The sequence below is a fragment of the Thiorhodococcus mannitoliphagus genome (assembly GCF_010915725.1).
Lineage (GTDB): Bacteria > Pseudomonadota > Gammaproteobacteria > Chromatiales > Chromatiaceae > Thiorhodococcus > Thiorhodococcus mannitoliphagus.
In genome coordinates, this window is sequence record NZ_JAAIJR010000012.1 from 1 (window position 1) to 25355 (window position 25355).

The following is a 25355-nucleotide window of genomic DNA, read 5'->3' on the forward strand; positions in this document are numbered from 1 at the left end:
TGCGCACCACCAACCCGATCGAATCCAGTTTTGCGACCGTGCGCCATCGCACGCACCAGACCAAGAATTGCGTCACCCGCAAGACCTTCCTGGGACTCGCCTTCAAGCTCGCCGAGGAGGCCGCCAAGTCCTGGCGACGCATCCGTGCCCCGGAGAAGCTCAAGGATCTGCTGGCGGGAACACGCTACGAAGATGGAATGCCGGTAACGGACGACCCACCGGAGGAGCAACGGGACGCCGCCTGATCCAAGGCACCCTCAGCTGGCATACACCAGATTTGACAATAGCTCCTGTACGCCAGTCTACTGGCACACGAAGACAAGAAGGCCGCCGAAGAGTACGAAGCAAAGCGGAAGCAGGAGCGATGGCGAGAAGAGCGTCTCGGACAGCGGCCACATCACACATGGCAAGAGGCCGTGGTCCGCTGGATTGAGGAGACAGCACATAAGGCGAGCCATGAGGACGATCTCTGTCACCTGCGATGGCTGGACACGCATCTGGCCGGCCTGTCGCTGGATGACATTGACCGTGATCGGCTGGATCAGGTGGCGAAATCAAAGCGTCAGAAGGGCGCTAGCAATGCGACGACCAACCGGATGCTGGCTCTCGTGCGCGCCATCCTGCGCCGCGCGGAGCGCGAATGGGGATGGCTCGAGCGCGCCCCTTCCGTCCGACTCCTACCCGAGTCAAAGCAACGGATTCGATGGCTAACTCATGCGGAAGCAGACCGGCTCATCGGGCAGCTTCCTGAGCATCTCGCCGACATGGTCCGATTCAGCCTGTCCACCGGACTACGGGAGGCGAATGTGACCGGACTCGAATGGAGTCAAGTCGATCTGGAGCGACGTGTCGCCTGGATCCATCCAGACCAAGCCAAGGCACGCCGCGCGATCGGCGTGCCTCTCAATACCGACGCCGTGCTAGTCCTCAGGCGTTGGGAGGGACGTCATCCACAACGGGTCTTCGTCTATCAACGAAACAATACCCAGGGCGAAACGGAGTGGACGCCGATCACGAAAGCGGGGACAGCCGCCTGGAAAAAGGCCCTGAAAAGGGCTGCCATCGAGGACTTCCGCTGGCATGACCTACGTCATACGTGGGCTTCATGGCACGTGCAGTCGGGCACACCCCTCCACGTGCTCCAAGAGTTGGGCGGCTGGACCAGTTTCGAGATGGTTCGCAAGTACGCCCATCTCGCACCAGAGCACTTGGCGGAGCACGCCGCACGTATCGAGACGGGCATGCGAACTCTGGACTCCGGCACATCACGCGCAAGCGAGACCTGTCAGGAGCGCTTCCAGCACTCAGCTTGCTGATCTCAAGGACAGTGGCGAAGAGAGAGGGCGAGGGGAGACCGCACATTTTCCGGCACACCCAAGCCCCATAACAACAAAAAGGGGACGCTCAAAATGAGACATCCCCTTGATGTTACAGCTTTTATTTGGTGCGCCCTGTGCGACTCGAACGCACGACCACCTGATTAAAAGTCAGATGCTCTACCAGCTGAGCTAAGGGCGCGAAGGACTGTCAATTATAGTCGAACGCCGTGGTTTTTCAAGTATGAGTCGCGCGGCGTCACGCCGCCCAGGTCGGCAGACGGCATTCGCTCAGGGGCGTTGAGCTGCGGCGGCCCCCGCGTTGCCGATGCGCTCCAAGCGGCTGCGGGCGAGTCGGGCCTCGGTGCTGTTGGGGTAGTTGCGAACGACCTGCTCGAGGGTGCTTTTGGCCTGATCGTAGTCCTTTTGCTCGTATTGGATGAAGCCGACTTTGAGCATGGCCCCAGGCACTTTGGGGCTGCTCGGGTTGAGCTGGACCAGGCGATCGTACTCCGCCAGTGCCGCGGGATAGTCGCGCATCACATAGTAGGTCTCGCCCAGCCAATAGCGGGCATTGTCCGTGAACTCGCCCTGGGGATAGCGGCGCAGCAGTTCGTTGAAGGCCACCTTGGATTCTTCATACTTGCGGTCCTTGAGCAGCTCGAATCCGTGGCTGTAGAGGTCTCGCTCGCTCCCGCCGATGGTCTCCGGCGAGGGCAGCGCGGGGATCCCCGTGGGATTTGGACTCAGCGGTGACTGAGGCGCTTCAGGTGCCTGCGGTTGACTCACGGTGCCCGCCGCGCCGAAGCCCCCAGCGCTGGCATCGACCATGCCCGGCGGGAGGGTCGGTTTGGCCTCGCCGATGGCGGCGGAACCGCCCAGCCGCGCGGGTTGCCCGCCGGTCGCGGAGCCGCTCAGTCGCGAGTCGAGATCGATGAACTGATCGCGCTGCTGACGCTGAAGCTTCTCGACGTCGAAGCGCTGCTGCTCGACCATGCCACGCAGCTCTTGCATCTCGGTTTGCAGGCGTTGGACCTGCAGCAAGAGTTCAGATCCGGTTTGATTCTCCAGGATTCGCTCGAGCCGCCCGATGCGCCCTTCCAGCGCTGGGTCTGCCGCCGAAGCGACCTCGAGCCACAACGCGGTCGTCAATCCAGTGACGATCAGTGCAACCTGCGGCGCGAAAAACTTCATAAGACAGCTTCCTTCAATACTGAATGATCACGCGGCGATTGCGCCGCCAGGATTGCTCATTGTGCCCAAGCTCGACGGGGCGCTCCTCGCCATAGCTCAGGGTCGCCATTTGATCCGGCAGCACGCCCTCTGCAAGCATGAAGCGCCGCACGGACTCGCCGCGCTGATCCGCCAACGCCAGATTGTACTCGCGTGTGCCGCGCTCGTCGGTGTGCCCCTCGAGGGTGACGCGGGTGTCGGTATGGCTGCCCAGATAGCGGGCATGAGTGCGCATCAGCGTGACATACTCGGGCTTGATCTCCGCGCTGTCATAGTCGAAGTAGATGGTCCGTTCGTACAGCGGATTCGAGGGATCTTCCCAAGGTCCGGCGTAGGTCGGTCGAGTGGTTTCGACCGGCGCCGTGCTGACTTCGGGAACCGTCCGAGTCGGGAGAGGCGCAGTATTCTCGGCCATCGGCTCGGGCAGAGGCGGCGGCGGTGCAGTGGCGCATCCGCCGAGGCCGATCAAGGCCAGGCAAAGTAAAAGGAATCGGGAAGAACCATGCATGACGCTGGGCTCCTTAGCGCATGAAGTGGGACCAGGCGGGTTCGCGAACCTGGCCCGAGTCCTGTGAAAGCCGTTGGCCGCCACCGCCTTCGACCGAGGCTGCGGCCAGGACGCCGCGACTCCCGCTCGTGGTGGCGTAAATTACCATGCTGCCGTTGGGCGCGAAACTTGGTGACTCGTCCAGATCGCCTTTACTCAGCAGCCGCGTGATCCCGCGCTGGGTATCGAGCACCGCGATGCGGAAGGAGCCATTGACACGAGTGACCATGACGATGGAGCGCCCATCCGGCGAGTAGGAGGCACGCGCGTTGTAGTCACCGTCGATGCTGACACGCTCCGTCGGCCCGCCCGAGGCTGGCATGCGGTAGATTTGCGGACTGCCGCCGCGGTCCGAGGTGAAGATGATGGAGCGGCCGTCCGGGGACCAGGCCGGCTCGGTGTCGATCGCGTAGTGATCGGTCAAGCGCACCAGCTCACGGCTCAACATATTCAGGGTGTAGATGTCCGGGTTGCCGTCCTTTGACAGCGTCATGGCGAGACGCGTGCCATCTGGCGAGAACGCCGGTGAGCCGTTGATGCCTGGATAGCTGGCGACCAGCTCGCGGCGGCCGGAATTCAGCTCTTGCACATAGATCGCGGGGCGTTTGTTCTCGAAGGAGACATAGGCGAGCCGCCTGCCGTCCGGCGACCAGGCCGGCGACATGATGGGCTCGCTAGAGGAGACGATCGTTTGCGGATTGTAGCCGTCGGCGTCCGCGACGCGCAGCGTGACCTTCAGGCTGTCGCCGCTTCCGGTGGAGGTGATGTAGGCGATGCGCGTCGAGGCGACGCCCTTCTGGCCGGTGAGCTTCTCGTAGATGAGGTCGGCGATGCGGTGCGCCGTGGCGCGCATGCCGTTCTTGGTGCTGACGAGCGTCTCGCTGGTGATTTCGTTGCCGCGAAAGACGTCATAGAGGGCGACGCTAACGCGAAAGCCAGCGCTGTCCGCCTCGACGCGGCCAATCACCAGATTGTTCACCCCCAGCAGGCTCCAATCCCGCAGATCGACCTCCTCATGGCGCGAGGGCATATCCAGCATGTCGCGCGTCGGCATGGGCCTGAATTTACCGGTCCGCGCAAGATCGGCGCTCACGATGGAGGCAATGTCGACCGGCGGAATCAGTCCCTCGGAGACCCCGAAGGGCACGACGGCGATCGGCTGGGCGGCCTCGACCCCGCCGGTGATCTGGATGTTGAGTCGCGGCGCGGCCACCGCGAGACCGATCCCGGAAAGGCTCAAGACGGCGACAAGCAGGAGGCGCAGCAACTGCGGCGTTCGACTCATGATGCGTGGTCCTAGCTAAGGCGTGAAGGTGAAGGAGAACTCGCGGAAGCGCTCGAAGGGCGGTCCCGAGGGGACAGGCAAGGGTGAGGCATTGTACACGGCGGCAATGGCCGATTGGTCGAAGGCCGTGTTGCCACTGCCGCGCTCGATGCGGACACTGTTGGGAATGACATCGCCACCCGGAATCAGGCGCACCGAGACCACGGCGCTGAGACTGGCATCAGCCGCCGGCGGCCGCACCCAATATTGCCGCACACGGTCCTTGATGACCGGGATGTAGCGCTCGGCCTCGCGGGAGACTTGCTCGGCCATGAGTTGAGAGAGCAGGTCCTGCTCACGCGCACGCCGAGCCTCTTCGGCCGCCAGTTGACGTTGCTCCTCGTCTGCACGTTCGCGCGCCTGCTGCTCGCGGCGTTGCCGCTCGACCTCCTCGGCAAGCCGGCGTTCCTCTTCCGCAGCCAGTCGCTCCGCCTCTTCCGCGAGCTGGCGTTGGCGCTCGGCCTCGCGCCTGGCCTGCTCCTCGGCAGCGCGCTGCTCGGCCTCCTGGCGCAGCCGCTCGCGCTCCGAGGCCATCTGGCGCGCGGCCTCCTCGGCTTGGCGACGCTCGGCCTCGGCACGGGCGCGTGCCTCTTCGGCTTGGCGTTGCTCCTCCGCCTGACGACGTGCCAGGGCTTCGGCCTGTCGACGAGCCTCTTCCTCGGCGCGGAGCCGCTCGGCCTCGGCGCGCTGCCGTGCCGCTCGCGCCTGCCGTTCTTGCTCCGCTTGGCGACGCGCTTGCTCTGCCGCTTGGCGCTTCGCCTCGGCCTCCGCCTCCGCCTTGACCCGGGCTGCTTCAGCTGCCTCGCGACGTGCCGCTTCCTCGCGGCGGCGCGCGGCCTCGTCGGCCTGACGCTGCGCCTCAAGTTCAGCCTGCCGTCTGGCTTCCTCCTCGGCCTGACGCTGCGCGGCTAGCGCCGCCTCACGCTTGGCGGCCTCCGCCTCGCGCTGGGCCGCAAGCTCGGCCTGACGCTTGGCCTCCTCGGCCGCCTGTCGCTGTGCTTCAAGTTCGGCCGCGTCAGGTTCTGGCGTCAGCTCCTGATCGGCCGGACGCGGCGCGGTCTCTGAGCGAATCTCCTCGATCAGGGCATCGAGCGCGCGATCCGAGACGATACTGGCTTTCACCACACGGGCCTTCGCGCCCGCGTCCACCGGAGGTGGGGTCAGATCCACACCGACGAAGAACAGCAGGGCGAAGAGGACATGTAGCCCAAGCGACCAAAAAAAGGCCCGCCGATTGCGGCGCAGGATCTCCCACATGGTTAGGGCTCGGCGCGCTCCGGCGGCACGGTGATGAGCCCAACCTCAGGCGCGCCCGCAGCCTGAGCGATCACCATGGCGCGCACGACCCGACCATAGTCGACCCGATTGTCCGCCCGAACCAGGATGGGCGTCTCCGGTCGATACTCGAGCACCGTGCGCACGCGCTCGAAAAGGATCTGCTCGCTCGCCGGCTGATTCTTCTCCTTGCCGACATCGATGTAGTAATCGCCGAACTGATCGACGGTGATGACGACCGACTCCGTGGTCGGGCTAGCGATGCCGCCGGCCTTCTCCTGCGGCAGATTCACCTTGATGCCCGTGGTGATGAGCGGCGCCGTGACCATGAAGATGACGAGCAGCACCAGCATCACGTCGATGTAAGGCACCACATTGATCTCCGCCATCAAGCGACGGCGGTTGCGGCTGCGCATATGCTTGACCATGGGGGAAGGCTCCGGATCGCTCAGCTACGGCCTTGGCGCTGGAGCAGGGTCGAGAACTCTTCGACGAACTCCTCGTACCTGTTGTTCAGGCGCTCGACCTGGTTCGAATAGCGGTTGTAGGCGATCACCGCCGGGATGGCGGCGAAAAGGCCGATGGCGGTGGCGATCAACGCCTCCGAGATACCGGGCGCCACCAGCGCGAGCGTCGCCTGCTCGACGTTTCCGAGCGCCTGAAAGGCCTGCATGATGCCCCAAACGGTCCCAAAGAGCCCGACGTAAGGACTGGTCGAGCCAACGGTCGCGAGGAAGGCCAGGTTGGTCTCCAGCCGATCCACCTCGCGACTCATGGCAACCCGCATGGAACGCTCGGAGCCTTGCAGGACCGCCATCATGTCGTTCCCCTCCGTCTTGCGCAGCCGCACGAATTCCTTGAAGCCCGCCCGGAAGATCGACGCGAGGCCGCGCGTCCCCTTGCCCTCTTCGCCCAGCTCCTTGTAAAGGGCGCTCAGGTCACCGCCAGACCAGAAACGCTCCTCGAACCTGTTGGCCGTCTTGCGGGCCTGACCCAGGACGCGCCCGCGGTCGAGTATCATGGTCCATGAGATGACGGATGCCAGTAGCAGGACAACCAACACCAGCTGGACGACGACGCTGGCGTTGAGCACCAGACTCAGCAACGACAGATCGGTACTCATTGCACGTTACTCCGTGGGCGCGTGTGCTTGACGCGCGAGACCTGAGAGAATTCCGGAAAGCAGATGAGGCGGCATGCGCCGCGGGCGCATGGTGGCAGCATCCAGACTCGCCACTTTCACACGCCCGCGGCAGCAGCAGGTCTGGTCCGCGTCGCGGATGATGCTCTGCTCGAACTCCAGACTGGCGCCGCCATGATGCGGAACCGCAGACTTCACGGTCAGCAGATCATTGAACCGGGCCGAGGCCAAGTAGTCGAGGCTGACACTGCGCACCACAAAGAGGATACCCTCGCGCTCGCGCAGCACGTCTTGCTCGTAGCCAAGGGCACGCAGCCATTCGGTGCGACCACGCTCCATGAAGCGCAGATAATTGGCGTAGTAGACGACGCCAGCGGCATCCGTGTCCTCGTAATAGACACGCACGGGCCAGTCGAAGGTTGTATTGGGCGAATCCGCTGAAGATGACATGCTTGCAAACTGACTGGGGGGCAGCTGCCCAAAAAGGCAGGAGTGTATCGAAAATGCCTCTCGCCGACACCTTGCGGAATTCAAAGACATCCCCGAGGTCTGACCCATGCCGACGCCATTGAGGAGCCCAGTCCCGCGCACCTTCGCAAGCCGGCCGCCCGAGATCGACGCGCCCGATGCGGATCCCGAGCGCTTTCTATGGGTCGCGCAAGCGATGACAGGCATCCGCAGAATGGCCGCTGGGCGTCAATCAAACCCTTGTTTTCCTTCGTGTCCTTCACGCCTTTGCGGTTCAAAGTCACGAACCTGTGATCAAGATAATCCAAACGACCTCGCTCAAGGAGCAACCCATGCCATCCCTTCATTTCCTTCGCGGCCATCGCGGCGAATACCTCGTCGTACTGCAATTCGTCCTCTTCTTCGCCTTCATCCTTGCCCCGCGCTGGAATCCCCTGGCGACCCAGGGCCTGCTGGACGCCCTCGAGCCGGCGCGCTGGGGGGCCCTAGCCCTGTTCGGCACCGTTTCGCTGATCATGGGCGGTCTCGGGTCCGTCCACATCCGCGAGTATCTGACCCCACTGCCCTACCCGGTCGATCACAACCAGCTGGTGCAGCATGGCGTCTACGCCTGGGTGAGGCACCCGCTGTACAGCAGCCAACTATTCATCGCGCTCGGCTGGACAGCCTTCACCCTGAGCTTGACGCACCTCGCGATCCTGATCCTTGGCTTTCTCTTCTTCGATTATAAATCCGGCAAGGAAGAGGCTTGGCTGACCGAGCGACATCCGGAGTACGCGGACTACGCTCAGCGGGTCAAGAAGTTCGTCCCCTGGATCTACTAGGAGCCTGTCCGGCTTGGGGGGGCGAAGCGAGGATCGCACCAGAACCATCAGACCCGCTCTCCTTTCTACAGCGCACTCAAGCGGTGCGCCATCTGATAGTCTTGGTGCTTACTCTTTCCAGTGAACAAGTGGATCCACTCGCCGCCTGTCGCGAGACAACAGCCCGAACGCAAAGGTCATCATGACGACTCAGCCACTCATCCTGCGCAAAGACCAGGAGCGCCGCCTGCTCGCCGGCCATTGCTGGATCTACAGCAACGAGGTCGATACGCAAGCGACCCCACTGAAAACCCTGGAACCAGGCCAGCCGGTCGAGATACTGAGTCGCCAGGAGCGCTGGATCGGGCATGGTTACGCCAACCCGCGCGCCCTGCTCTGCGCGCGCATCGTCAGCCGCGATCCGGATCAGCCGCTCAGCCCGGCCCTCTGGCTCAAGCGCATCCACGATGCGCTCAGCCTGCGCGAACGGCTCTATGACAAACCCTTCTACAGACTGGTGTTCGGCGAGAGCGACGGTCTGCCGGGGCTCATCGTCGATCGCTATGGTGACCTGCTCGCCGTTCAGATCACGACCGCCGGGATGGAGCGCGAGCGCGGCGAGATTTTGGCCGCCTTGGAGCAGATCATCCGGCCCAAGACGATGGTGCTGCGCAACGACACCGCCGTGCGCGAACTCGAAGGCTTGGCTCAGGGCGTCGAAAGCATCCTCGGCGAGCCCGAGGATGCGGTGCCGATCGTCGAGCACGGACTCGAACTGGTCGTCTCGCCGCTGACGGGGCAGAAGACAGGCTGGTTCTTCGACCAAGCCGAAAATCGCGGTCGGCTCGCGCGCTACGGCGTCGGCGAGCGTGTGCTCGATGTCTGCAGCTACATCGGCGCCTGGGGGCTGCGGGCCGCTGCCCTGGGGGCGAAAGCAGTGACCTGCGTCGACGTCTCGCAGAGCGCCCTCGAACGCGTCGCGGACAATGCGGCGCTCAACAAGCTGGACGGTCGAGTGCAGGGCCTTCATGGCGATGCCTTCGAGGTCCTGCGCGCCCTGCGTGACGAAGGCCGCCGCTTCGACACGGTCATTCTCGACCCGCCCGCCTTCATCAAGCGCCGCAAGGACGAAAAGGACGGCACACAGGCCTACCAACGACTCAACCGACTCGGCATGGAAGTCCTCGAGCCAGGCGGACTGCTGATCACCTCGTCCTGCTCCTTCCACATGGGGCGCGACACATTCCTCCGCACCGTCCAGCAGGCCGCGCGCCGCGCCGGCCGCAGCCTGCAGCTGTTGGAGGCCGGTCAGCAAGGCCCCGACCACCCCGTGCATCCCGCCATCCCAGAGACCGCCTATCTCAAGACCTTCTTCCTGAGAGTGATCCCGGGGTTCTGAGTATCAGGGGAAACGGCGCCCCCTGGCGGCCCGAGCAAGGTCACGGGGCCGTCGGCGAGCAGGCATGCTTGCCCAAATAAGATGGATTTTCTTCAGAGGCTTACATACACTTCCTAGTGTCAATCTCGAAACGTTTTGAGCGTATGAGACCCTGATTCAGGATGAGACCCATGAGACCGCAGAAGACAGGCATCCTAGCCTTCAAAAACAGCCTCCTCGATCCTTGCTCCGCGCCATCTACCGGGCGCAACGCCCTGCTCGCACTCGTTGCGATCGCGCTTGCCGGCATCATGGGGATGACCGGCTGCGCCACGGCGCCAGAGCCGCCACAGTACACCGGCCCCGTCGAGCGCGTGGTGGTCCAGAAATCGCAGCGCAAGCTGCAATTGATCGGCGGTGGACAGGTGATGCGGGAATATCGCGTGGCGCTCGGTGGCTCGCCGGTGGGGCATAAGTATCGCGAGGGCGATCAGCGCACGCCCGAGGGGAGCTATGTACTGAACTGGCGAAATCCGCGCAGCAACTTTTACAAGGCGATCCACATCTCCTATCCCAACGAGCGCGACCGTCACGTGAGCCGGCAGCTCGGCTACCGCCCGGGGGGCATGATCATGATCCATGGCTTGCCCAACTACATCCAATCTGAAAGCATGCGCCGCCAGTACCTCGGCCGCGATTGGACGCAGGGCTGCATCGCCGTGCAGAATCACGAGATCGACGAGATCTGGCGCATGGTGCAGGACGGCACCCCGATTGAGATCACCCCCTAGCCTTCGCTGGCTGAACTCGGCGGGCGACCCCATGGCAACCCGCCGCTATCACCCTACTCTACCCGTCATTCTGGACTTGAAGGCCACGCAGCCGCCGGAGCGCACTGCGTCACTGAAACCGAGGTCGCCTCAGGCCCGACCGGCAAGCTGACTGCGGGCGACAGGCTCAGAAAGCGGCCCGAAAGGCCGCGGCGAAGGCATCGTAGCCGTCCTCCGGCAGATCATTGATACCGGCAGCGGCCTTGCGACCGCCTCCGGTCGCGAACTGACGACACAAGGCATCGGCACCTTCCGGTCGGGCGATGGGTGCACGCACGCTGACCACGAATCCGCCGGCCGCAAGGCGCGTCAGGATGGCATGCGCCTTGTCCGGCTCCGCCTGCGCCAGCTCGTTTGCGAGCACCCCGCTCGCGCGGCGCGCCCAGGGCTCGGCCGGCAGGACAAAGAGCCGGTGACCCGCATCATCCGCCTCAGGGGCGATGGCGCGTGATCGCTCCATGTCCTCGGCATATCCATCGCGGAGGGCCGCAAAGGCTGGATCCTCGGCAATGAAGGCGAGCGGGTCGGCGTAGGGATGCAGGCGCTGGTAGAGGTCCTGAGGCGCGAAGTGAAGATCCTCGACCGCAGGCCCGTAGCCGTTGTAGTTGATATAGATGCCCAGCTCGCGCAGCTGGGCGATGTCGGACTCCGGCAGCCCCAGTGACTCGGCGGCACGGCGCGCGGACTGGTCGAAATTATCGCCAAAGGTGCCGACCACGGCCCAGGCCCGTTGGCTTCCCCGCAGATAGTCGTCGACGAGCAGACTGGTGCCCTTGTCCGGGAGTGTTTCGATGTGGGCATCGAACGTCGGACTGCTCGGGATGTCTCCCGCGTAGTGATGATCGAAGTAGCGAACGCGCGCGCCCGCCGCGAGCAGCCGCTCTAAGTCCTTGCGGTTCTTGTCCAGCGAGATGTCGAGCACGGTGATCGAGGCGTCAGCCTCGTCCGGCACGCGACGCAGCAGGTCGATCTCGCGCTTCACCCCGGTGACCAAGACAGCATCGAGCGGCTCGGCGAGCCGCAGTTGCTGGAGCGCACAGATCCCGTCCGCGTCACCGTTGAACACGTCGTAATGGCTCATCGAATCTCCTGATTTGGCGGTTGAGCTTGCGGCACCGCGAGACCCTTGGCTGCAGGAGTCTCGCAACGTTGTGATTCTTCGATAGAGTTGTGATTCTTAGATAGAATGGCGACTCGAGTGCATCGGCCGCCATGCGCTCATTGAAGACGCCTGGGTAACGGCCGGCTGCCGACGCATCCGTCCAGCCTCATTAGCAAGCTGAGGGACATCCCATGAGACTCAAGCACTGGCTCCCACTTCTGATCGCGCTTATCTGGAGTAACGTCCAGGCGGCAGGCGTTGGCTCGCCAGCGCCTGGCTGCGCGATCCCCATGCTCGAAGGCAATCGCCAGGTCGACCCCGCAGCACTGCCCGGCAAGGTCGTCTACCTCGATTTCTGGGCGTCCTGGTGCGGCCCTTGCGTCGAATCCTTCCCCTTCATCGAGCAAATGCATCGCGACCTGAAGGGACAGGGCCTTGAGGTCGTCGCCATCAATCTGGACGAGGAGCGCCAGGACGCCGAGGACTTCCTGTCCAAGCACCCCGTCAGCTTCACCATCGGCTCCGACCCCATGGGCAAGTGCCCACGGCTCTACAAGGTCAATGGTATGCCGACATCTTACCTGATCGACCGCAAGGGCCGGATACAGGACATTCACGAAGGTTTCGAATCGGGCGATGCGCCAAAGATCCGCGCTCAAATCGAGTCCTTGCTCTCACAGCCCTAGGAGCCTGTCCGACTTAGGATGAATCGGCTGCGGAATCGGGAGAACGGTCCCTTTCGCCCCGCTTTTTCGTTACATAGAACCACTATGCGCCTCAAAACCGGAACGAAATGGCCTCGCTCTCCCACTTCCTCGCTTCGATCCCCCCAAGTCGGACAGGCTCCTAGTGGGACTCGGCCTATCACCCCTGGATCAACGCGAACGACAGGCGTGGCGGCCAAGGCAGCTTGGCTGGACTGCTGAGCACCACACCCCAAGCCTCCCCGAATGCGAACCACAGCGATGCTTGAGCGACTGCAAGAATGGCACGGATATCATTGCTCCTCCGACACACTCCCTTTACACTTGAGGGTTAGCCTATTAGGCAGTCGACGATCCCCGCCGGCACGCGCCATCAGCGCCAGCGGATCTCCTCCCGACGCCCGTTTCCCGAACCCCTTGTCTATTCTCACCGCCCTATTTAGGAGCCCGCATGGCTATTGAGCGCACCCTTTCCATCATCAAGCCCAACGCCGTCGCCAAAGACGCAATCGGCGCCATCTTGAGCCGCTTCGAGGCCGCCGGCCTTCGCATCGTCGCCGCTCGCATGCTGCACATGAGCAAGGAGCAGGCGTCCGCCTTCTATGCCGTGCACCAAGGCAGGCCCTTCTTCGATGAACTGGTCGACTTCATGAGTTCCGGCCCCGTCATGGTCCAGGCCCTAGAGGGCGAAGACGCCGTCGCCAAGAACCGCGAAATCATGGGCGCGACCAATCCGGCCGAAGCGGCGCCAGGCACCATCCGGGCGGACTTCGCCGACTCCTTCACCGAGAATGCGGCACACGGCTCCGACTCGCCCGAGAACGCGGCGGTGGAAATCCACTTCTTCTTCCCTGAAGGCGTTTGCGAGCGTACGCGCTAACCTTGAAGAGGCGTCCATGAGCACGATCGATCCCAAGCCCAACCTGCTCGACTTGGACCTCGCCGGCTGCGAGGCACTGGTCGCCGAGCTTGGCTTCAAGACCTTTCATGGACGCAATCTCTTCAAATGGATGCACAAGCATGGCGTCGTCGACTTCGACGCCATGACCGACGTCCCCAAGACACTCAGGGCGGCACTGAGCGAACGTACGCGAATCCGCCTACCCCGAATCATCCAAGATCATCCCTCGGCGGACGGAACGACGAAATGGGTGATGGAACTCGAGGACGGTCAGCGGATCGAGACCGTCTACATCCCCGAAGGCAAGCGCAGCACCATCTGTGTCTCCTCTCAGGTGGGCTGTGCGCTCAATTGCGCCTTCTGCGCGACCGCACAGCAGGGGTTCAATCGCAACCTGAGTGTGGCGGAGATCATCGGTCAGGTCTGGCACGCCGCCCGCCAACTGGGCACACCGCCGACCAATGTCGTCATGATGGGCATGGGCGAGCCGCTCGCGAACTTCGATGCCGCAGTGATGGCCATGGATGTCATGCAAGACGACCTTGCCTATATGCTGGCCAAGCAGCGCGTCACCCTGAGCACCTCCGGAATCGTGCCCAACATCTATCGGCTGCGCGAGGTCAGCGATGTGTCTCTCGCGGTCTCGCTGCACGCACCCACGGATGACCTGCGCGATGAGCTGGTGCCCATCAACCGCAAGTATCCGCTCGCCGAGCTGATGCCGGCCTGCAAGGCCTATGTCGCCGGCGATAAGCGCCGCAAGATCACCTGGGAGTACATCATGCTGGACGGCGTCAATGACAGCCTCAAGCATGCCAAACAGTTGATCCGATTGCTCGAGGGCGTGCCATCCAAGGTCAACTTGATCCCCTTCAATCCCTTTACCGGGAGCGACTTCGGCACCTCGCCCCCCGAGCGCATCGAAGCATTCCGCCAGCGCCTGACGCGCTCTGGTATCTTCTCCATGACCCGCAAGACCCGCGGCGACGAGATCTCCGCCGCTTGCGGGCAATTGGTTGGCCGCGTCCAAGACCGCACGTGCAGGCTCGGACGGGTCGTGGTCGAGGACGGTAGAATGGTGGCCTCATGACCAGCACAGTCGCGCATCGACTCATCGGCGTCTTGGGCCTCTGCCTGATGCTCGCTGGCTGTGCGAGCGACAAAGCCTATGACAAGGCCGACCAGGAACTCGGACTCGAGCCCGAGGACAGCCCCGCCGAACTCTATGTCAAGATCGCCGAGGAGTACTACAAACGCGGCCAGATTGACGTCGCCTTCAGGCGTGCCCAACAAGCGGTCGAGGCCGATAGCAAATACCCACGCGCCCAAATCTGGATCGCCTTTTTGCTCGACGAGCTGCGACAGCCCGAAGAGGCCGCGAAGCATTACCAGCGCGCGATCAAGCTGGCGCCGAACAATTCAGACATTCTCAACGCCTATGCCTCCTTCCTCTGCAACCGGGGCAGCTATGACGAGGCCGACACCTACTTCAAGAAGGCGATCGAAAATCCGGTCTACAATACGCCCTGGGTCGCCATGTGGAATGCGGGCACCTGCGCCGCCAAAGGCGGCAATACCAGCAAGGCGGAGACCTACTACCGATCCGCCATTCAGGAGAGTCCCGCCTTTGGCGCGCCCCTGGTCGGCATGGCCGAGCTGGCCATGAAGCGAGGCGATGCGAAGGCCGCAAAGGGCTACATCGACCGTTACTTCCAGCCAGAAACCTGGCGTACCGCGCCCGCTGTTTCTTATCAGGCTTTTCAGATTGGCGCCCAAGCCGAGAGCAGACTCGGCAACCGCAAGCGCGCTGCCTTCTACGAAGCCAAGCTGAAAGCCAATTTCCGACAAGCCCCACAAGCCCCACAAGCCCCGACATCTAGGGATTCTTAATTCGTCATGACTCAGCCCACAAGCACGCAATCCGACGATCAGAGCCAGATTGACCAAACCGGAAGCCCCGGTCGGCAACTGCGGGCGCTCCGCGAAGGGCGCAAGATGGAGGTCGAGCGCATCGCGGCGCAGCTGCATTTGAGTCGGAGCGTGATCGAGGCCCTAGAGCGAGATCAATTCGAGGACCTGCCGAGCCCGGTCTTCATCACCGGCTATCTGCGCAACTACGCCCGGCTGCTCGGCGCGGACCCCAAGCCCATTGTCGATGCCTACAACGCGCTGCGTCCCGACAGCGACCCCCATCTCCGGAGCGCAACACGCGTCCAGCGTCAGCCGCAAGGAAACAGCGGCGGCGCCTGGGGCTGGATCATCGGGCTGCTGCTCGTCGTGGTCGCTGCGGGGCTCGCCGGCTTCTGGTGGCAGAGCCGCGGCGCCCCAGAAAGCGAGATGGCCGCCTTATCGCCGGAGTCAGGCAGCTCGGAGACGGACAGCCAAGGCCTCCTACCAAACGAGGATGGAGACGACGCCGCGCCGAGCGCGCAGGAGCAGTCAGCGCCCGTCGATTCCTTTGGTTCAAGCGTCTCAGTCCCCCCCGACGCCATCCCACTGCGTCGTGAGGCGACGTCCCTGCGCCAGCCCCCTTCCGCGCCGACCGAGACGGAGGCGGAGACCACGGCAGAAACCACCGAGACCATCCCGGCCGCCAGCCTGCCCACTGAACCGTCGCCCGAGCCCGAGCCCGTCGCCGAAGAAGCGCCAAATCGCGAGGTGGTGCTGGAATTCAGCGGCACGTCCTGGGTCGACGTGCGCGATGCCGCCGGAGAAGTGGTGCTCAACGGCGAGATGCGCGAGGGAGATCGTCGCGTCATAACCGGCGAGCCTCCTTACAAGCTGGTGATCGGCAACGCTGCCGCCACACGACTCAGCGTCGGCGACAAGCCCTTCGACCTGGACCGTCGCGCCCAAGGCAATGTCGCCCGCTTCTCTCTCGACCCCGACGCAACCGAATGATCACTTGGGTCCTGGCGTCTTCCGCCGCCACCCCAGAGCCCCACGCATGAGCAAGAACATCCAAGCCATCCGGGGGATGCACGACATCCTCCCCGATCGAATCGCCATTTGGCACCGTATCGAGGACACGGCCAGACAGGTGCTCGCAAGCTACGGCTATGCCGAGATCCGCACCCCCCTGGTCGAGGTGACCGAACTCTTCAAGCGCTCCATCGGCGAGGTCACAGACATCGTCGAAAAGGAGATGTACAGCTTCGAGGATCGCAACGGAGACAGCCTCAGCCTGCGCCCCGAGGGCACGGCAAGCTGCGTCCGCGCGGCCATCGAGCACGGCCTGCTGATGCAGCCGCAGCGTCTCTGGTACCGCGGCCCCATGTTCCGCTACGAGCGCCCGCAGCGCGGCCGCTATCGCCAGTTCCACCAGATCGGCGTCGAGGCATTCGGACTCACCGGCCCGGACATCGACCTGGAGATCATCCTGCTGACGGCACGCCTCTGGCGCGAACTCGGCTTCAAGCGTTTCCGCCTGGAACTCAATACCCTCGGTGATCAGGCCGAGCGCCAGGTCTATCGCGAGCAACTCGTGGGCTATCTCTCGGGCCACCTGGACCAGCTCGACGCCGACAGCCAGCGGCGGCTGGAGACCAATCCGCTGCGCATCCTGGATTCCAAGAATCCGCAGACACAGCAGATCGTCGCGGACGCGCCAACGCTGATGGACTGCCTCGGCGCCGAGACGCGCACGCATTTCGAGCAGATCTGCAAGCGTCTCGACGAAGCCGGCATCGGCTATCAGATCAACCCGCGGCTGGTGCGCGGTCTCGACTACTACAACCGCACCGTCTTCGAATGGATTACCGAGGAACTCGGCGCCCAGGGGACGGTTTGCGCCGGCGGTCGTTACGACAGCCTGGTCGAGCAGCTCGGCGGGCGCCCGACACCTGCAGTGGGCTTCGCCATGGGTCTGGAGCGACTCGTCGAGCTGATGCAACTCGAGGGACAGCTTGCCGAAAGCCCGATCGATGCCTATTTTGTTGCCGTCGGCGACAAGGCGCAGGCGGCTGCGCCGAGGCTGACCGAGCAGCTGCGCGACGCCCTACCCGGCCTGCGTCTGCTCACCCATTGCGGCGGCGGCAGCTTCAAGAGCCAGTTCAAGAAGGCCGACAAGAGCGGCGCTCGCTTCGCGCTCATCCTTGGGGAGGACGAGCTGGCACGCCAGGTCATCGGGGTCAAGCACCTGCGCGAAGACCAGGAGCAGCGCGAACTCGCGATTGATGATCTCGCCGCCTATCTGAGTTCGGCCCGCCTTTGATCGCCCGCCCGGCCGAGTCGGCCAACAGCGCGATGCGGCCCACCAAGCGCTGCATCACGCCCAGTAGGGCTAAATTGAACATTCGGAGCTTGCGCCAGGCTTCCCGTACCTTCGGGCCGGACGCCATCAAGCAGCTCCCGCAACCTTTTCGATGGAGACCGCAGTGACCTACGAGACCGACGAGGAAAAAGTCGAGGCCCTCAAGAAGTGGTGGAAGGAGAACGGACTGTCCGTGGTTGGCGGCGTGGTGCTTGGCCTCGGCGCGATCTACGGCTGGCGTCTCTGGACCGGGCATCAGGAATCGGTCGCCGCACAGGCCTCGAGCGCATTCGAGCAGCTCGCAACCAATGCCTCCGCCGGCAGCCCTCAACCGGATGCCATCGCGAAGCAGCTGCAACTGCTCGAGAGCGAGTTCGGATCCACCCCCTATCCGGGACTTGGCGCCCTCATGGCGGCCAAGGCGATGTACCAGGCAGGCAAGACCAGCGAGGCGACCGCCGCGCTCCAGAAGGCGATCAGCGACGCCCCTGACCCTGCCTTGGCACGCATTGCCGCGCTGCGCCTCGCACGCATTCAGCTTGCCGAGGGGGAGCTGGACGCCGCCGAGAAGACTGTACGCGAACATGACATCAGTGCCGCCTTCGCCGGGGAATTCGCCGCCGTGCGGGGAGACATCGCCGCCAAGCGCGGTGACCTATCCGCCGCCCGCGCAGCCTACGAAGAGGCGATCGAGAAGGGCAGCGCCCTCTCCCAGCTTCTGCGCCTCAAGATCGACAACCTGCCCGCCGCCGGCTAGGCAGCTGACGGAGCCAGTCTTATGGGACCGCATTTCAGAGCGCTGTCCAACTCTCTCGGCATCATCCTGCTGACCATGCTGCTGGCAGGCTGCGACTCCATCCCTTGGTTTGGCGGCGAGAAAGACCCGACGCCGCCCACGGAACTCACTGAGATCACGCAGCAGGTTGGCCTCTCCGAACTCTGGTCCGAGCGGGCGACTCGCGGGACCGATGGGCGGCGTCTCTATCTGGTCCCGGCGCTGGCTGCCGGCAAGCTCTATCTCGCCGACACCCGCGGGCGCGTCATGGCCATGGCGGCCGACTCCGGCCGCGAGATCTGGCAGCGCGACACCAAGTACCCCTTCAGTGGCGGACCGGACGTTGCGGGGAATGAGCTGGTCCTGGGCACCACCCAAGGCGACCTGATCGCGCTCTCCACCAAGGATGGCAGCGAGCTGTGGCGCGCCAACCTAGGAAGCGAGGTGCTTTCCGTTCCCCGGCTGACCAGCGACGGCAAGGTCATCGTGCATACCTTGAACGACTCCATCTACGCCTTCGAGTCCCGCACCGGGAAGGAGCTGTGGCGCATCAACTACCCGGCCCCTGTCCTGACGCTGCGCGGCAGCAGCACACCCCTCATCATGCCCAATGCGACCATCGTCGGACTCTCGGGTGGAAAATTGGTCAAGATCGATACCAACGAAGGCATTCCGCTGTGGGAAACCATCATCACCCGACCGCGCGGGCGCTCGGAGCTTGCACGCATCTCGGATCTCGACGCCGATCCTATCCTGATGGGCAACACGCTCTACGTCGGCACCTACAACGGTGATCTCGCGGCCGTGGATGCCACCACGGGCGACGTGCTCTGGCGCCGCGAACTCTCGGCCCACGCCGGGCTGGCGGCCGACGCGACTGGCCTCTACGTGACCGACTCCAAGGACCAGGTCTGGAGCGCCGACATCACGGACGGTTCCGGGCGCTGGAAGCAAGAGAGCCTGCGCTATCGTCGGGTCACGGCGCCGGCACTCATCGGCAATGACATCGCGGTCGGCGATTTCGATGGCTACCTACACTTGCTGAACAAGACTGACGGTCGCTTGGTCGGCCGCACCCGGATCGCCAAAAAGGCCGGCATCACCGCAAGACCACTGGTGCAAGGCAATCGCATCTATGTCTACGCGGAAGACGGCACCATCAGCGCACTGACGCTCGGGGCGCAGGCAGCCGCCAAATCCACACTCGGCTTCGGCAGCAAACAGCAGCCAGCCCCCAAATCGCCCCAAGGGACGGCGACGGAGTCAGTCCGCTGAGCGCCATGCTGCCCGTCATCACCCTGATCGGTCGCCCCAACGTCGGGAAATCGACCCTCTTCAACCGCCTGACCCGGACACGAGACGCCTTGGTCGCGGACTTTCCCGGCCTGACCCGAGACCGTCAGTACGGCGTCGGGCGCATTGGCCCCGGCCCCTACGTCGTCGTGGACACAGGCGGAATCGGCACCGCAGCGGAAGGCGTCGAGGCCCTGATGGAGCGCCAGGTGCAGCTCGCCATCGATGAGGCCGACCATCTACTGTTCTTGGTCGACACCAAGGACGGCTGTACGCCAGAGGACATGGAGATCGCGCAACGCCTGCGGCGGCTCGGCAAGCCGATCAGCCTGGTGGTGAACAAGAGCGACACCATGGATCCCCTGCTCGCGGTGGCGGACTTCCATCAACTGGGGCTCGACGAGCCCAATGCCGTGTCGGCGACGCAAGGCTTGGGCGTCCGCGACCTGATCGAGCATGTTTTCTCACGGCTACCCGACTCAGCCAGCCCAGACACAGAGCAGGAGCTTTCGGGCATCAAGGTTGCCGTGGTCGGCCGTCCCAACGCAGGGAAGTCCACCCTCATCAATCGCCTGCTCGGGGAAGAGCGGCTGGTGACCTTCGACAGCCCAGGGACGACGCGCGACAGCATCTTCATCCCCTTCGAGCGACTCGAAAGCCGCTACACCCTGATCGACACCGCCGGTCTGCGACGGCGCGCCCGAGTCCAGGACGTGATCGAGAAGTTCAGCGTCATCAAGACCCTTCAGGCGATCGAGGCAGCGAACGTCGTCATCCTGGTAATCGACGCACACGCAGGTATCGGCGAGCAGGACGCCACCCTTGCCGGCCACATCATCGAGAGTGGCCGCGCCCTGGTCGTCGCCATCAACAAGTGGGATGGAATGGATCCCGAGCAGCGCAATCAGGTGCGCGCGCAATTCTCGCGCAAGCTCGCCTTCCTGGACTTCGCCAAGCTGCACCTGGTCTCGGCCCTGCATGGCAGCGGAGTCGGCCTGCTGCTCGACGAAGTCGACGGCGCCTATGCAAACGCCACCCGGAATCTCGCCACCCCTGAGCTGACTAGGCTCTTGGAGGCCGCGGTCATGGAGCACCAGCCACCTTTGGTCAAAGGCCGCCGCATCAAGCTCCGCTACGCCCACCAGGGCGGGCGCAACCCGCCAGTCATTGTCATCCACGGCAACCAAACCGATGCCGTCCCCGAGACCTACCGCCGCTACCTCATCAACCGCTTCCGCAAGGAGCTGAATCTCTCCGGAACCCCACTGCGCCTCGAATTCAAGAGCGGCGCCAACCCCTTCGAAGGCAAGCGCAACCAGCTCTCCGCCCGCCAGATCGCGAAGAAGCAGCGACTGAAGCGCTTTACCCAACGCAAACACTGAGTCCGGCCGCGGTCGAGCGCGGCTCCAGCGCCGCAGCAAGCCGCCGCCAAACCACCCCGAACCGCGCCAAACGACGGCGTGAGCCTGCTGCCCAACATCCGCGCGGCCGTTGCAAAACAGGGCTGACCCACCATAAGACTAGGCATGGCCGCTCGGCATCAATTGCCGGATTGCGGTTGAGACCAATCGTGCTCGTAGCGATGAGAGGGTATCCAGAATCCTTGAGGGCGCAAAATGCTTGCAGATGAGTCAAATTTCGATGCAGCGTCCGACCATCCAAGGCCTTCGGTATCGGTATCGGTATCGGTATCGGTATCGAACCGACAATAGCGATCCCGATTCCGATAGCGATCCCGATGGCATGACTCGTCGGTCTGAGGCGAAGCCTCGCTAGAATATTGCAGACTCAGAGGAACGGAGGTGAATCAGCGTGGTTCGCGGGGAAGCTAGCATCCTGATCGACACCGAGGCTTCAAGGGTGTTCGACTTCGTGGCGACAGACTTCGTCAACAACTACAAGCGCTGGTCCCCGGAGGTCCAGCGCCTGGATCTACTCACACCTGGCCCGCTGCGCGTTGGCAGCAGGGCGCGGCAAATCCGTGTCGACCAGGGCCGCAAGAGCGACACGACCTTTAAGATCATCGCCTTGGAGACTCCGAGTAGGGTCGGCTTCGTCGAGCAAAACGGACAGTATCGAACGGAGTACCATGTCGAGCCGGCGGGCGAAGGCTCCCGGCTGCGCTTTTACTTTGAACTCAAGCGACTCGATCTCTACATGCGCCCCTTCGAGAAACTCATTCGCGTGGCGATCCAGGATGGCGCGGAGCGGGTCGTACGCAACATCAAGGGCCTGATCGAGACTGAGACGCCTCGATCATCCACAGGTCCGAGCTGAAACCATTTCGGAGACCCCATGGATTTCATCGTCGAGAAAGACATCGGCACCATCCCTTTCGTGCTGTCGCAGATCCTAGATACCTGTGTGAACGGCGTCACGCTCTCGGACCCGGATCAAGACGACAACCCCATCATCTACGCCAACGAGGCCTTCGAACTCATCACCGGCTACGATCGTGAAGAGATCTTGGGCCGCAACTGCCGCTTCTTGCAGGGTGACGATCACAATCAGCCCGAGCTGGAGCGCATTCGAGAATCGCTCAAGACGCTCACGCCCGTGACGGTGACGCTGCGGAACTACCGCAAGGACGGCACCCTGTTCTACAACCAGTTCACCATCCGCCCCCTGTACGATCCTCAGGGCAAGCTCATCTACTTCCTCGGCATTCAATACGACGTGACCGAGCAAATCAGGGCCGAGAAAGAGCTGAAGCGACTGAACGCGCTCTTGGCGGCGCAAGCCTGACGGCAAGCAGGCCGCTCGACCGCGCCCTATGCCTGGCGCGGGCTCGCAGCGGCCTCGGCGCGCCGGCAGATCTCGCGCGGCAGACCCTTGAGCAGCAGGATGTGGGCGGGCTCGAGTGAGAACCAATAGAGCAGACCCCAAACCCCGGCGGGATGCCAGTAGACGGTGGAGGTCAGACGCGTGCCTCCGCTTGCAAGCGGCTCCAGCTGGAATTCCAGCACACCGGCCCCCGGGGCACGCATACCGAATGCCAGTGTCAGGCGACGCTCCGCCTCCACCCCGATGACCTTCCAATAATCGATCTGATCCCCGACCCTGACCTCTTGCGGATGTCGGCGCCCGCGTCTCAAGCCGGGGCCGCCCACGGCCCAGTCCATCCACTCTCGAAGCGACCAGAGCGGATTGAGATAGTAATAACCGTTATTGCCTCCGATTGCGGAAACAACGCGCCAAACAGCCGCCGGACTCGCTGATGTCTCGGCATGACCTGCCGCCTTCTTGGCGTAGTAGGAATAGTCAATCTGACGCTCGCGCACCGCAAAGGCCCCTTCAGTCCAACGCGTCACCATGCCCCCGCTGCGCTCAATCGCAAAGGACGCCTCGACGGACTCGCGAAATCCGAGCAGCCGCTGCGGCACCAGACGCCGTAGCTCCGCATCCTCGGCGTAGAAGTCGTGCCGCAGTCCTTCGATCAAGGCCCGCGCGATATTGGTCGGCACGGAGGTAACCAATCGCAGCCAATAAGAAGACAGCCGGGGTGTCAAAATCGGCACCGGGATGATCCAAGGCGGACGGTGTCCGGCAGCCTCGGCCAGAATGCGCATCATCTCGCCGTAAGTCAGGGTCTCTGGGCCGGCAGCATCATAGCAGCGCGCGGCCGTCTCCCCGATCCAGGGGACCTGAGCGAGATAAGTCAGCAGGTTGTCGAGCGCAATGGGTGGTGATCTTGCCTGGACCCAGCGCGGTGTCACCATAACGGGCAGATGCAAGACCAGGTCGCGCATCACCTCGAAGGCCGCAGATCCGGGCCCGACGATGATCCCGGCGCGCAGCTCGGTCACGGGAACCTTGCCGCGCCGCAGCTCCTCACCCGTATCCCGCCGCGAGACGATGTGCTCGCTCACCGCGTCATCCGGGATCAGGCCGCCGAGATAGACGATGCGCCGCACGCCGGCATCAGCGGCAGCGGCGGCGAAGTTGCGCGCGGCCTCGAGGTCCAATTTCCCGAAATCGCGTCCAGCGGCCATGGAGTGGACGAGATAGTAGGCGACCTCGACACCCGCGAGCGCGGGCTTGAGCGTCTCAGGCACAAGGACATCCGCAGCGACAATCTCGGCACCCTGCCACCCCCGCGCCTCCAGAAACTCAGCATGACGCGAGGAGGCACGCACCGCGCGGCCTTCGGCGAGCAAATGCGCGACCAGATGACTGCCGATGTAGCCGCTTGCGCCAAAGACCAGGCATAAGCCGCTGCCGCCGGTTTCGTCGCAGGCCTGATCGTCGTCTGTGGTCGCAGTCATCTCGATACCCTACCTCTGGCTTTCCTGCACCCCAGCATCTCACCCGCGAGCGAACGAATCGCCAAGTACGAGCCCCAGCCCAGATGCACATCGGACGACAGAGAAACCGCCGTCCCTGAACTCAGTCCAATGCTGGGTCCAGCCTCTCCGGATTCCAATGTATCAATGTATCAATGCGTCAATGTGCTCTGGCCGCCAAGATCGAACGCAGGGACTCAAGGGCATCGCGCCAGGAGACGGCGCGTTTCTTTTGTCGCCATGGCCCCCAGATCATTGCCTTAGAAAGTGTCCATCAATCATTTCCCGATGCGAGCGATGCCGCCCGAAATCCCCCTAGCCCCCCTTTGCGAAAGGGGGGAAGTTGCTGATGGACGCTCTCTAAGACACTAGCCCATGCCCATGAATCGACTCAAGCGTTAGGCAGCACATCCAATGGCAAGAGGATTTCAACTCGAAAAGTTCAGCCGACGCTTGATGCTCGGCATCCTGATACTTCTGGCGGGAGGCAATGCGATGGCCATCGAAAGAACCCAGCTTTGAGGTCGTTCATACCTATCCGATGTTCGAGCTGCGGCGCTATGAGGCCTATCTCGTCGCCACAACGGAGGTGACGGGCGACTTCGACAAAGTGGGCAATGAGGCCTTTCGTGTTCTCGCCGACTACATCTTCGGCAACAACCAGTCAAAGACGAAGATGGCCATGACAGCACCGGTGAATCAGCAGCCAGCCGAGGGCGAAAAGATCGAGATGACGGCACCCGTGACGCAAAGACCGAGCGGACCTCATGAGGACCGCTACCTCCTGAGCTTCGTCATGCCATCCGGCTATCGTCTCGACACCCTGCCGACCCCGAATAATCCGCGCGTCACACTGCACGAAGAGCCCGCCAGGCTCATGGCTGTGAGGCGCTACTCGGGACGCTGGACCTACAGCAACTACGAGGACAATCGCCGCATCCTGCTGATGGCCGTCGAAGAGGCGAAGCTAAAGGCCATTGGCGACCCAGTCTACGCGCGCTACAACCCGCCATTCACACCCTGGTTCCTCAGACGAAACGAGGTCATGGTCGAAATCGCGCCAGCAGGCGATGCGGCGGACTAGATCCAAAGGCTGCCGCCTAGGGCGATTTCTCGAATTCAGCCCAACCCGCGCATCCTTCCTTCAGAGTCTCGGAGCGTGGAAGCGCGATCGGATCATGCTGATCTAGGCGCCGTCGTCCATCGCCTCGCGCAGGAAGCGGAAGAGCTTGCGCGGGGCATCCGGCTTGCCGCGCTCGGTATCCTTCTTGGCCTGACGGACCAAGGTGCGGAGCTGCTGGCGGTCAACCTTAGGGCATGCGTCGACGAATTCGGTCACGGCGGCATCGCCCTCGGCGATCAGACGCTCGCGCCAACGCTCCAGGGCGTGATGGCGGGCGGCGTCCTCGCGCTCGCGTGCATCGGCTTGGTCGACCAAGACATGCACCGCGTGCATGTCCTCGCGCTCGAGCAGGTTGGCGATCCGTTTCCAGTGGCGCTTGCGCGCGCGCAGGTCCTTGATGCGCGGCGTCTCGTCGATGGCGACCCAGGTCGCCTCGCTGAGATTCAGACGCTCCAGCTCATGCCTGGGCATGCCGACCATACGCTCGGCGAGTGCCTGTAGGGCGTGCCGATCGCGCTTGATCTGGCTCTTACTTGGCCCCTCCGGCAGGTCTTCCATCGTATCGTCGAGGTCGTCGTCATCTTCTGTCATGGCATGGGTCCGATAG

At 63.5% G+C, this 25355-nt stretch carries 26 protein-coding genes, 1 tRNA gene and 1 pseudogene; 17 read left to right on the forward strand and 11 right to left on the reverse strand.

The features are described from left to right. Positions 1 to 245, forward strand: a pseudogene (locus tag G3480_RS04480) (IS256 family transposase); the annotation flags it as partial. 171 nt (positions 246 to 416) lie between these two features. After that, positions 417 to 1316 (forward strand): tyrosine-type recombinase/integrase, encoded by a 900-nt coding sequence (locus G3480_RS29210; protein WP_206171492.1) that lies wholly within the window; start codon positions 417 to 419, stop codon positions 1314 to 1316. A gap of 126 nt (positions 1317 to 1442) precedes the next feature. On the opposite strand, the gene G3480_RS04490 is transcribed toward G3480_RS29210, so the two are convergent. From G3480_RS04490 to ybgC, 8 genes are all read right to left on the reverse strand, one after another. After that, a tRNA-Lys gene (locus G3480_RS04490) sits at positions 1443 to 1518 on the reverse strand. Between the two features lie 89 nt (positions 1519 to 1607). After that, positions 1608 to 2510, reverse strand: coding sequence for a tol-pal system protein YbgF (ybgF, locus tag G3480_RS04495; protein ID WP_164652477.1), 903 nt, complete (start codon positions 2508 to 2510; stop codon positions 1608 to 1610). A gap of 13 nt (positions 2511 to 2523) precedes the next feature. Next, positions 2524 to 3057 (reverse strand): peptidoglycan-associated lipoprotein Pal, encoded by a 534-nt coding sequence (gene pal, locus G3480_RS04500; protein WP_164652478.1) that lies wholly within the window; start codon positions 3055 to 3057, stop codon positions 2524 to 2526. A gap of 13 nt (positions 3058 to 3070) precedes the next feature. Further along, on the reverse strand, positions 3071 to 4381 hold the full coding sequence (gene tolB, locus G3480_RS04505) for a Tol-Pal system beta propeller repeat protein TolB (RefSeq protein WP_164652479.1): 1311 nt from the start codon (positions 4379 to 4381) through the stop codon (positions 3071 to 3073). 15 nt (positions 4382 to 4396) lie between these two features. Continuing rightward, positions 4397 to 5677 (reverse strand): cell envelope integrity protein TolA, encoded by a 1281-nt coding sequence (gene tolA / locus G3480_RS04510; protein WP_164652480.1) that lies wholly within the window; start codon positions 5675 to 5677, stop codon positions 4397 to 4399. 2 nt (positions 5678 to 5679) lie between these two features. Beyond that, a complete protein-coding gene (tolR, locus tag G3480_RS04515; protein WP_164652481.1) occupies positions 5680 to 6123 on the reverse strand; it encodes a protein TolR in 444 nt (147 codons plus the stop codon). Positions 6124 to 6143: 20 nt separating this feature from the next. After that, complete coding sequence (tolQ, locus tag G3480_RS04520; RefSeq protein ID WP_164652482.1) at positions 6144 to 6818, reverse strand: protein TolQ; 675 nt, start codon at positions 6816 to 6818, stop codon at positions 6144 to 6146. 6 nt (positions 6819 to 6824) lie between these two features. Further along, positions 6825 to 7286, reverse strand: coding sequence for a tol-pal system-associated acyl-CoA thioesterase (ybgC, locus tag G3480_RS04525; protein WP_164652483.1), 462 nt, complete (start codon positions 7284 to 7286; stop codon positions 6825 to 6827). A 350-nt stretch (positions 7287 to 7636) separates the two neighbouring features. On the opposite strand from ybgC, the gene G3480_RS04530 reads away from it, so the two are divergent. The 3 genes from G3480_RS04530 (at position 7637) to G3480_RS04540 (ending at position 10276) form a co-directional block, all read left to right on the forward strand. Beyond that, complete coding sequence (locus tag G3480_RS04530; RefSeq protein ID WP_164652484.1) at positions 7637 to 8128, forward strand: methyltransferase family protein; 492 nt, start codon at positions 7637 to 7639, stop codon at positions 8126 to 8128. 181 nt (positions 8129 to 8309) lie between these two features. Next, entirely contained in the window at positions 8310 to 9506 is a 1197-nt protein-coding gene (locus G3480_RS04535) for a class I SAM-dependent rRNA methyltransferase (RefSeq protein ID WP_164652485.1), read from the forward strand. Positions 9507 to 9676: 170 nt separating this feature from the next. Next, on the forward strand, positions 9677 to 10276 hold the full coding sequence (locus G3480_RS04540) for a L,D-transpeptidase family protein (RefSeq protein WP_240905582.1): 600 nt from the start codon (positions 9677 to 9679) through the stop codon (positions 10274 to 10276). 166 nt (positions 10277 to 10442) lie between these two features. Here G3480_RS04540 and G3480_RS04545 read toward each other — a convergent pair whose 3' ends face one another. After that, positions 10443 to 11396: an acetyltransferase gene (locus G3480_RS04545; protein WP_164652486.1), complete on the reverse strand. Its 954-nt coding sequence runs from the start codon at positions 11394 to 11396 to the stop codon at positions 10443 to 10445. A 212-nt stretch (positions 11397 to 11608) separates the two neighbouring features. Between G3480_RS04545 and G3480_RS04550 the strand changes: the two genes are divergently transcribed. From G3480_RS04550 to G3480_RS04600, 11 genes are all read left to right on the forward strand, one after another. After that, the gene (locus G3480_RS04550; RefSeq protein ID WP_164652487.1) at positions 11609 to 12103 is read left to right on the forward strand and encodes a TlpA family protein disulfide reductase; all 495 of its coding nucleotides are present in this window, start codon (positions 11609 to 11611) and stop codon (positions 12101 to 12103) included. A gap of 469 nt (positions 12104 to 12572) precedes the next feature. Further along, on the forward strand, positions 12573 to 13001 hold the full coding sequence (ndk, locus tag G3480_RS04555; RefSeq protein ID WP_164652488.1) for a nucleoside-diphosphate kinase: 429 nt from the start codon (positions 12573 to 12575) through the stop codon (positions 12999 to 13001). Positions 13002 to 13017: 16 nt separating this feature from the next. Then, the gene (gene rlmN / locus G3480_RS04560; RefSeq protein ID WP_164652489.1) at positions 13018 to 14112 is read left to right on the forward strand and encodes a dual-specificity RNA methyltransferase RlmN; all 1095 of its coding nucleotides are present in this window, start codon (positions 13018 to 13020) and stop codon (positions 14110 to 14112) included. Beyond that, positions 14109 to 14912 (forward strand): type IV pilus biogenesis/stability protein PilW, encoded by an 804-nt coding sequence (pilW, locus tag G3480_RS04565; RefSeq protein WP_164652490.1) that lies wholly within the window; start codon positions 14109 to 14111, stop codon positions 14910 to 14912. The genes rlmN and pilW overlap by 4 nt, the downstream gene beginning before the upstream one ends. Positions 14913 to 14918: 6 nt before the next feature. Further along, positions 14919 to 15923: a RodZ domain-containing protein gene (locus G3480_RS04570; RefSeq protein WP_164652491.1), complete on the forward strand. Its 1005-nt coding sequence runs from the start codon at positions 14919 to 14921 to the stop codon at positions 15921 to 15923. Positions 15924 to 15969: 46 nt separating this feature from the next. Then, positions 15970 to 17235, forward strand: a complete 1266-nt coding sequence (gene hisS, locus G3480_RS04575) for a histidine--tRNA ligase (RefSeq protein ID WP_164652492.1) — start codon at positions 15970 to 15972, stop codon at positions 17233 to 17235. A 163-nt stretch (positions 17236 to 17398) separates the two neighbouring features. Next, positions 17399 to 18031, forward strand: coding sequence for a tetratricopeptide repeat protein (locus G3480_RS04580; protein ID WP_164652493.1), 633 nt, complete (start codon positions 17399 to 17401; stop codon positions 18029 to 18031). A 21-nt stretch (positions 18032 to 18052) separates the two neighbouring features. After that, positions 18053 to 19324, forward strand: coding sequence for an outer membrane protein assembly factor BamB (bamB, locus tag G3480_RS04585; protein WP_164652494.1), 1272 nt, complete (start codon positions 18053 to 18055; stop codon positions 19322 to 19324). 5 nt (positions 19325 to 19329) lie between these two features. Beyond that, entirely contained in the window at positions 19330 to 20724 is a 1395-nt protein-coding gene (gene der / locus G3480_RS04590; RefSeq protein WP_164652495.1) for a ribosome biogenesis GTPase Der, read from the forward strand. A 430-nt stretch (positions 20725 to 21154) separates the two neighbouring features. Continuing rightward, a complete protein-coding gene (locus G3480_RS04595) occupies positions 21155 to 21619 on the forward strand; it encodes an SRPBCC family protein (protein WP_164652496.1) in 465 nt (154 codons plus the stop codon). An 18-nt stretch (positions 21620 to 21637) separates the two neighbouring features. Then, positions 21638 to 22087, forward strand: coding sequence for a PAS domain-containing protein (locus G3480_RS04600; RefSeq protein ID WP_164652497.1), 450 nt, complete (start codon positions 21638 to 21640; stop codon positions 22085 to 22087). Between the two features lie 26 nt (positions 22088 to 22113). On the opposite strand, the gene G3480_RS04605 is transcribed toward G3480_RS04600, so the two are convergent. Beyond that, on the reverse strand, positions 22114 to 23607 hold the full coding sequence (locus G3480_RS04605; protein ID WP_164652498.1) for a DUF2867 domain-containing protein: 1494 nt from the start codon (positions 23605 to 23607) through the stop codon (positions 22114 to 22116). Between the two features lie 508 nt (positions 23608 to 24115). Here G3480_RS04605 and G3480_RS04610 point away from each other — a divergent pair. After that, entirely contained in the window at positions 24116 to 24709 is a 594-nt protein-coding gene (locus tag G3480_RS04610; protein WP_164652499.1) for an SOUL family heme-binding protein, read from the forward strand. A gap of 102 nt (positions 24710 to 24811) precedes the next feature. Here G3480_RS04610 and yjgA read toward each other — a convergent pair whose 3' ends face one another. Beyond that, entirely contained in the window at positions 24812 to 25339 is a 528-nt protein-coding gene (gene yjgA, locus G3480_RS04615) for a ribosome biogenesis factor YjgA (RefSeq protein WP_164652500.1), read from the reverse strand. Between the last annotated feature and the right edge of the window lie 16 nt (positions 25340 to 25355).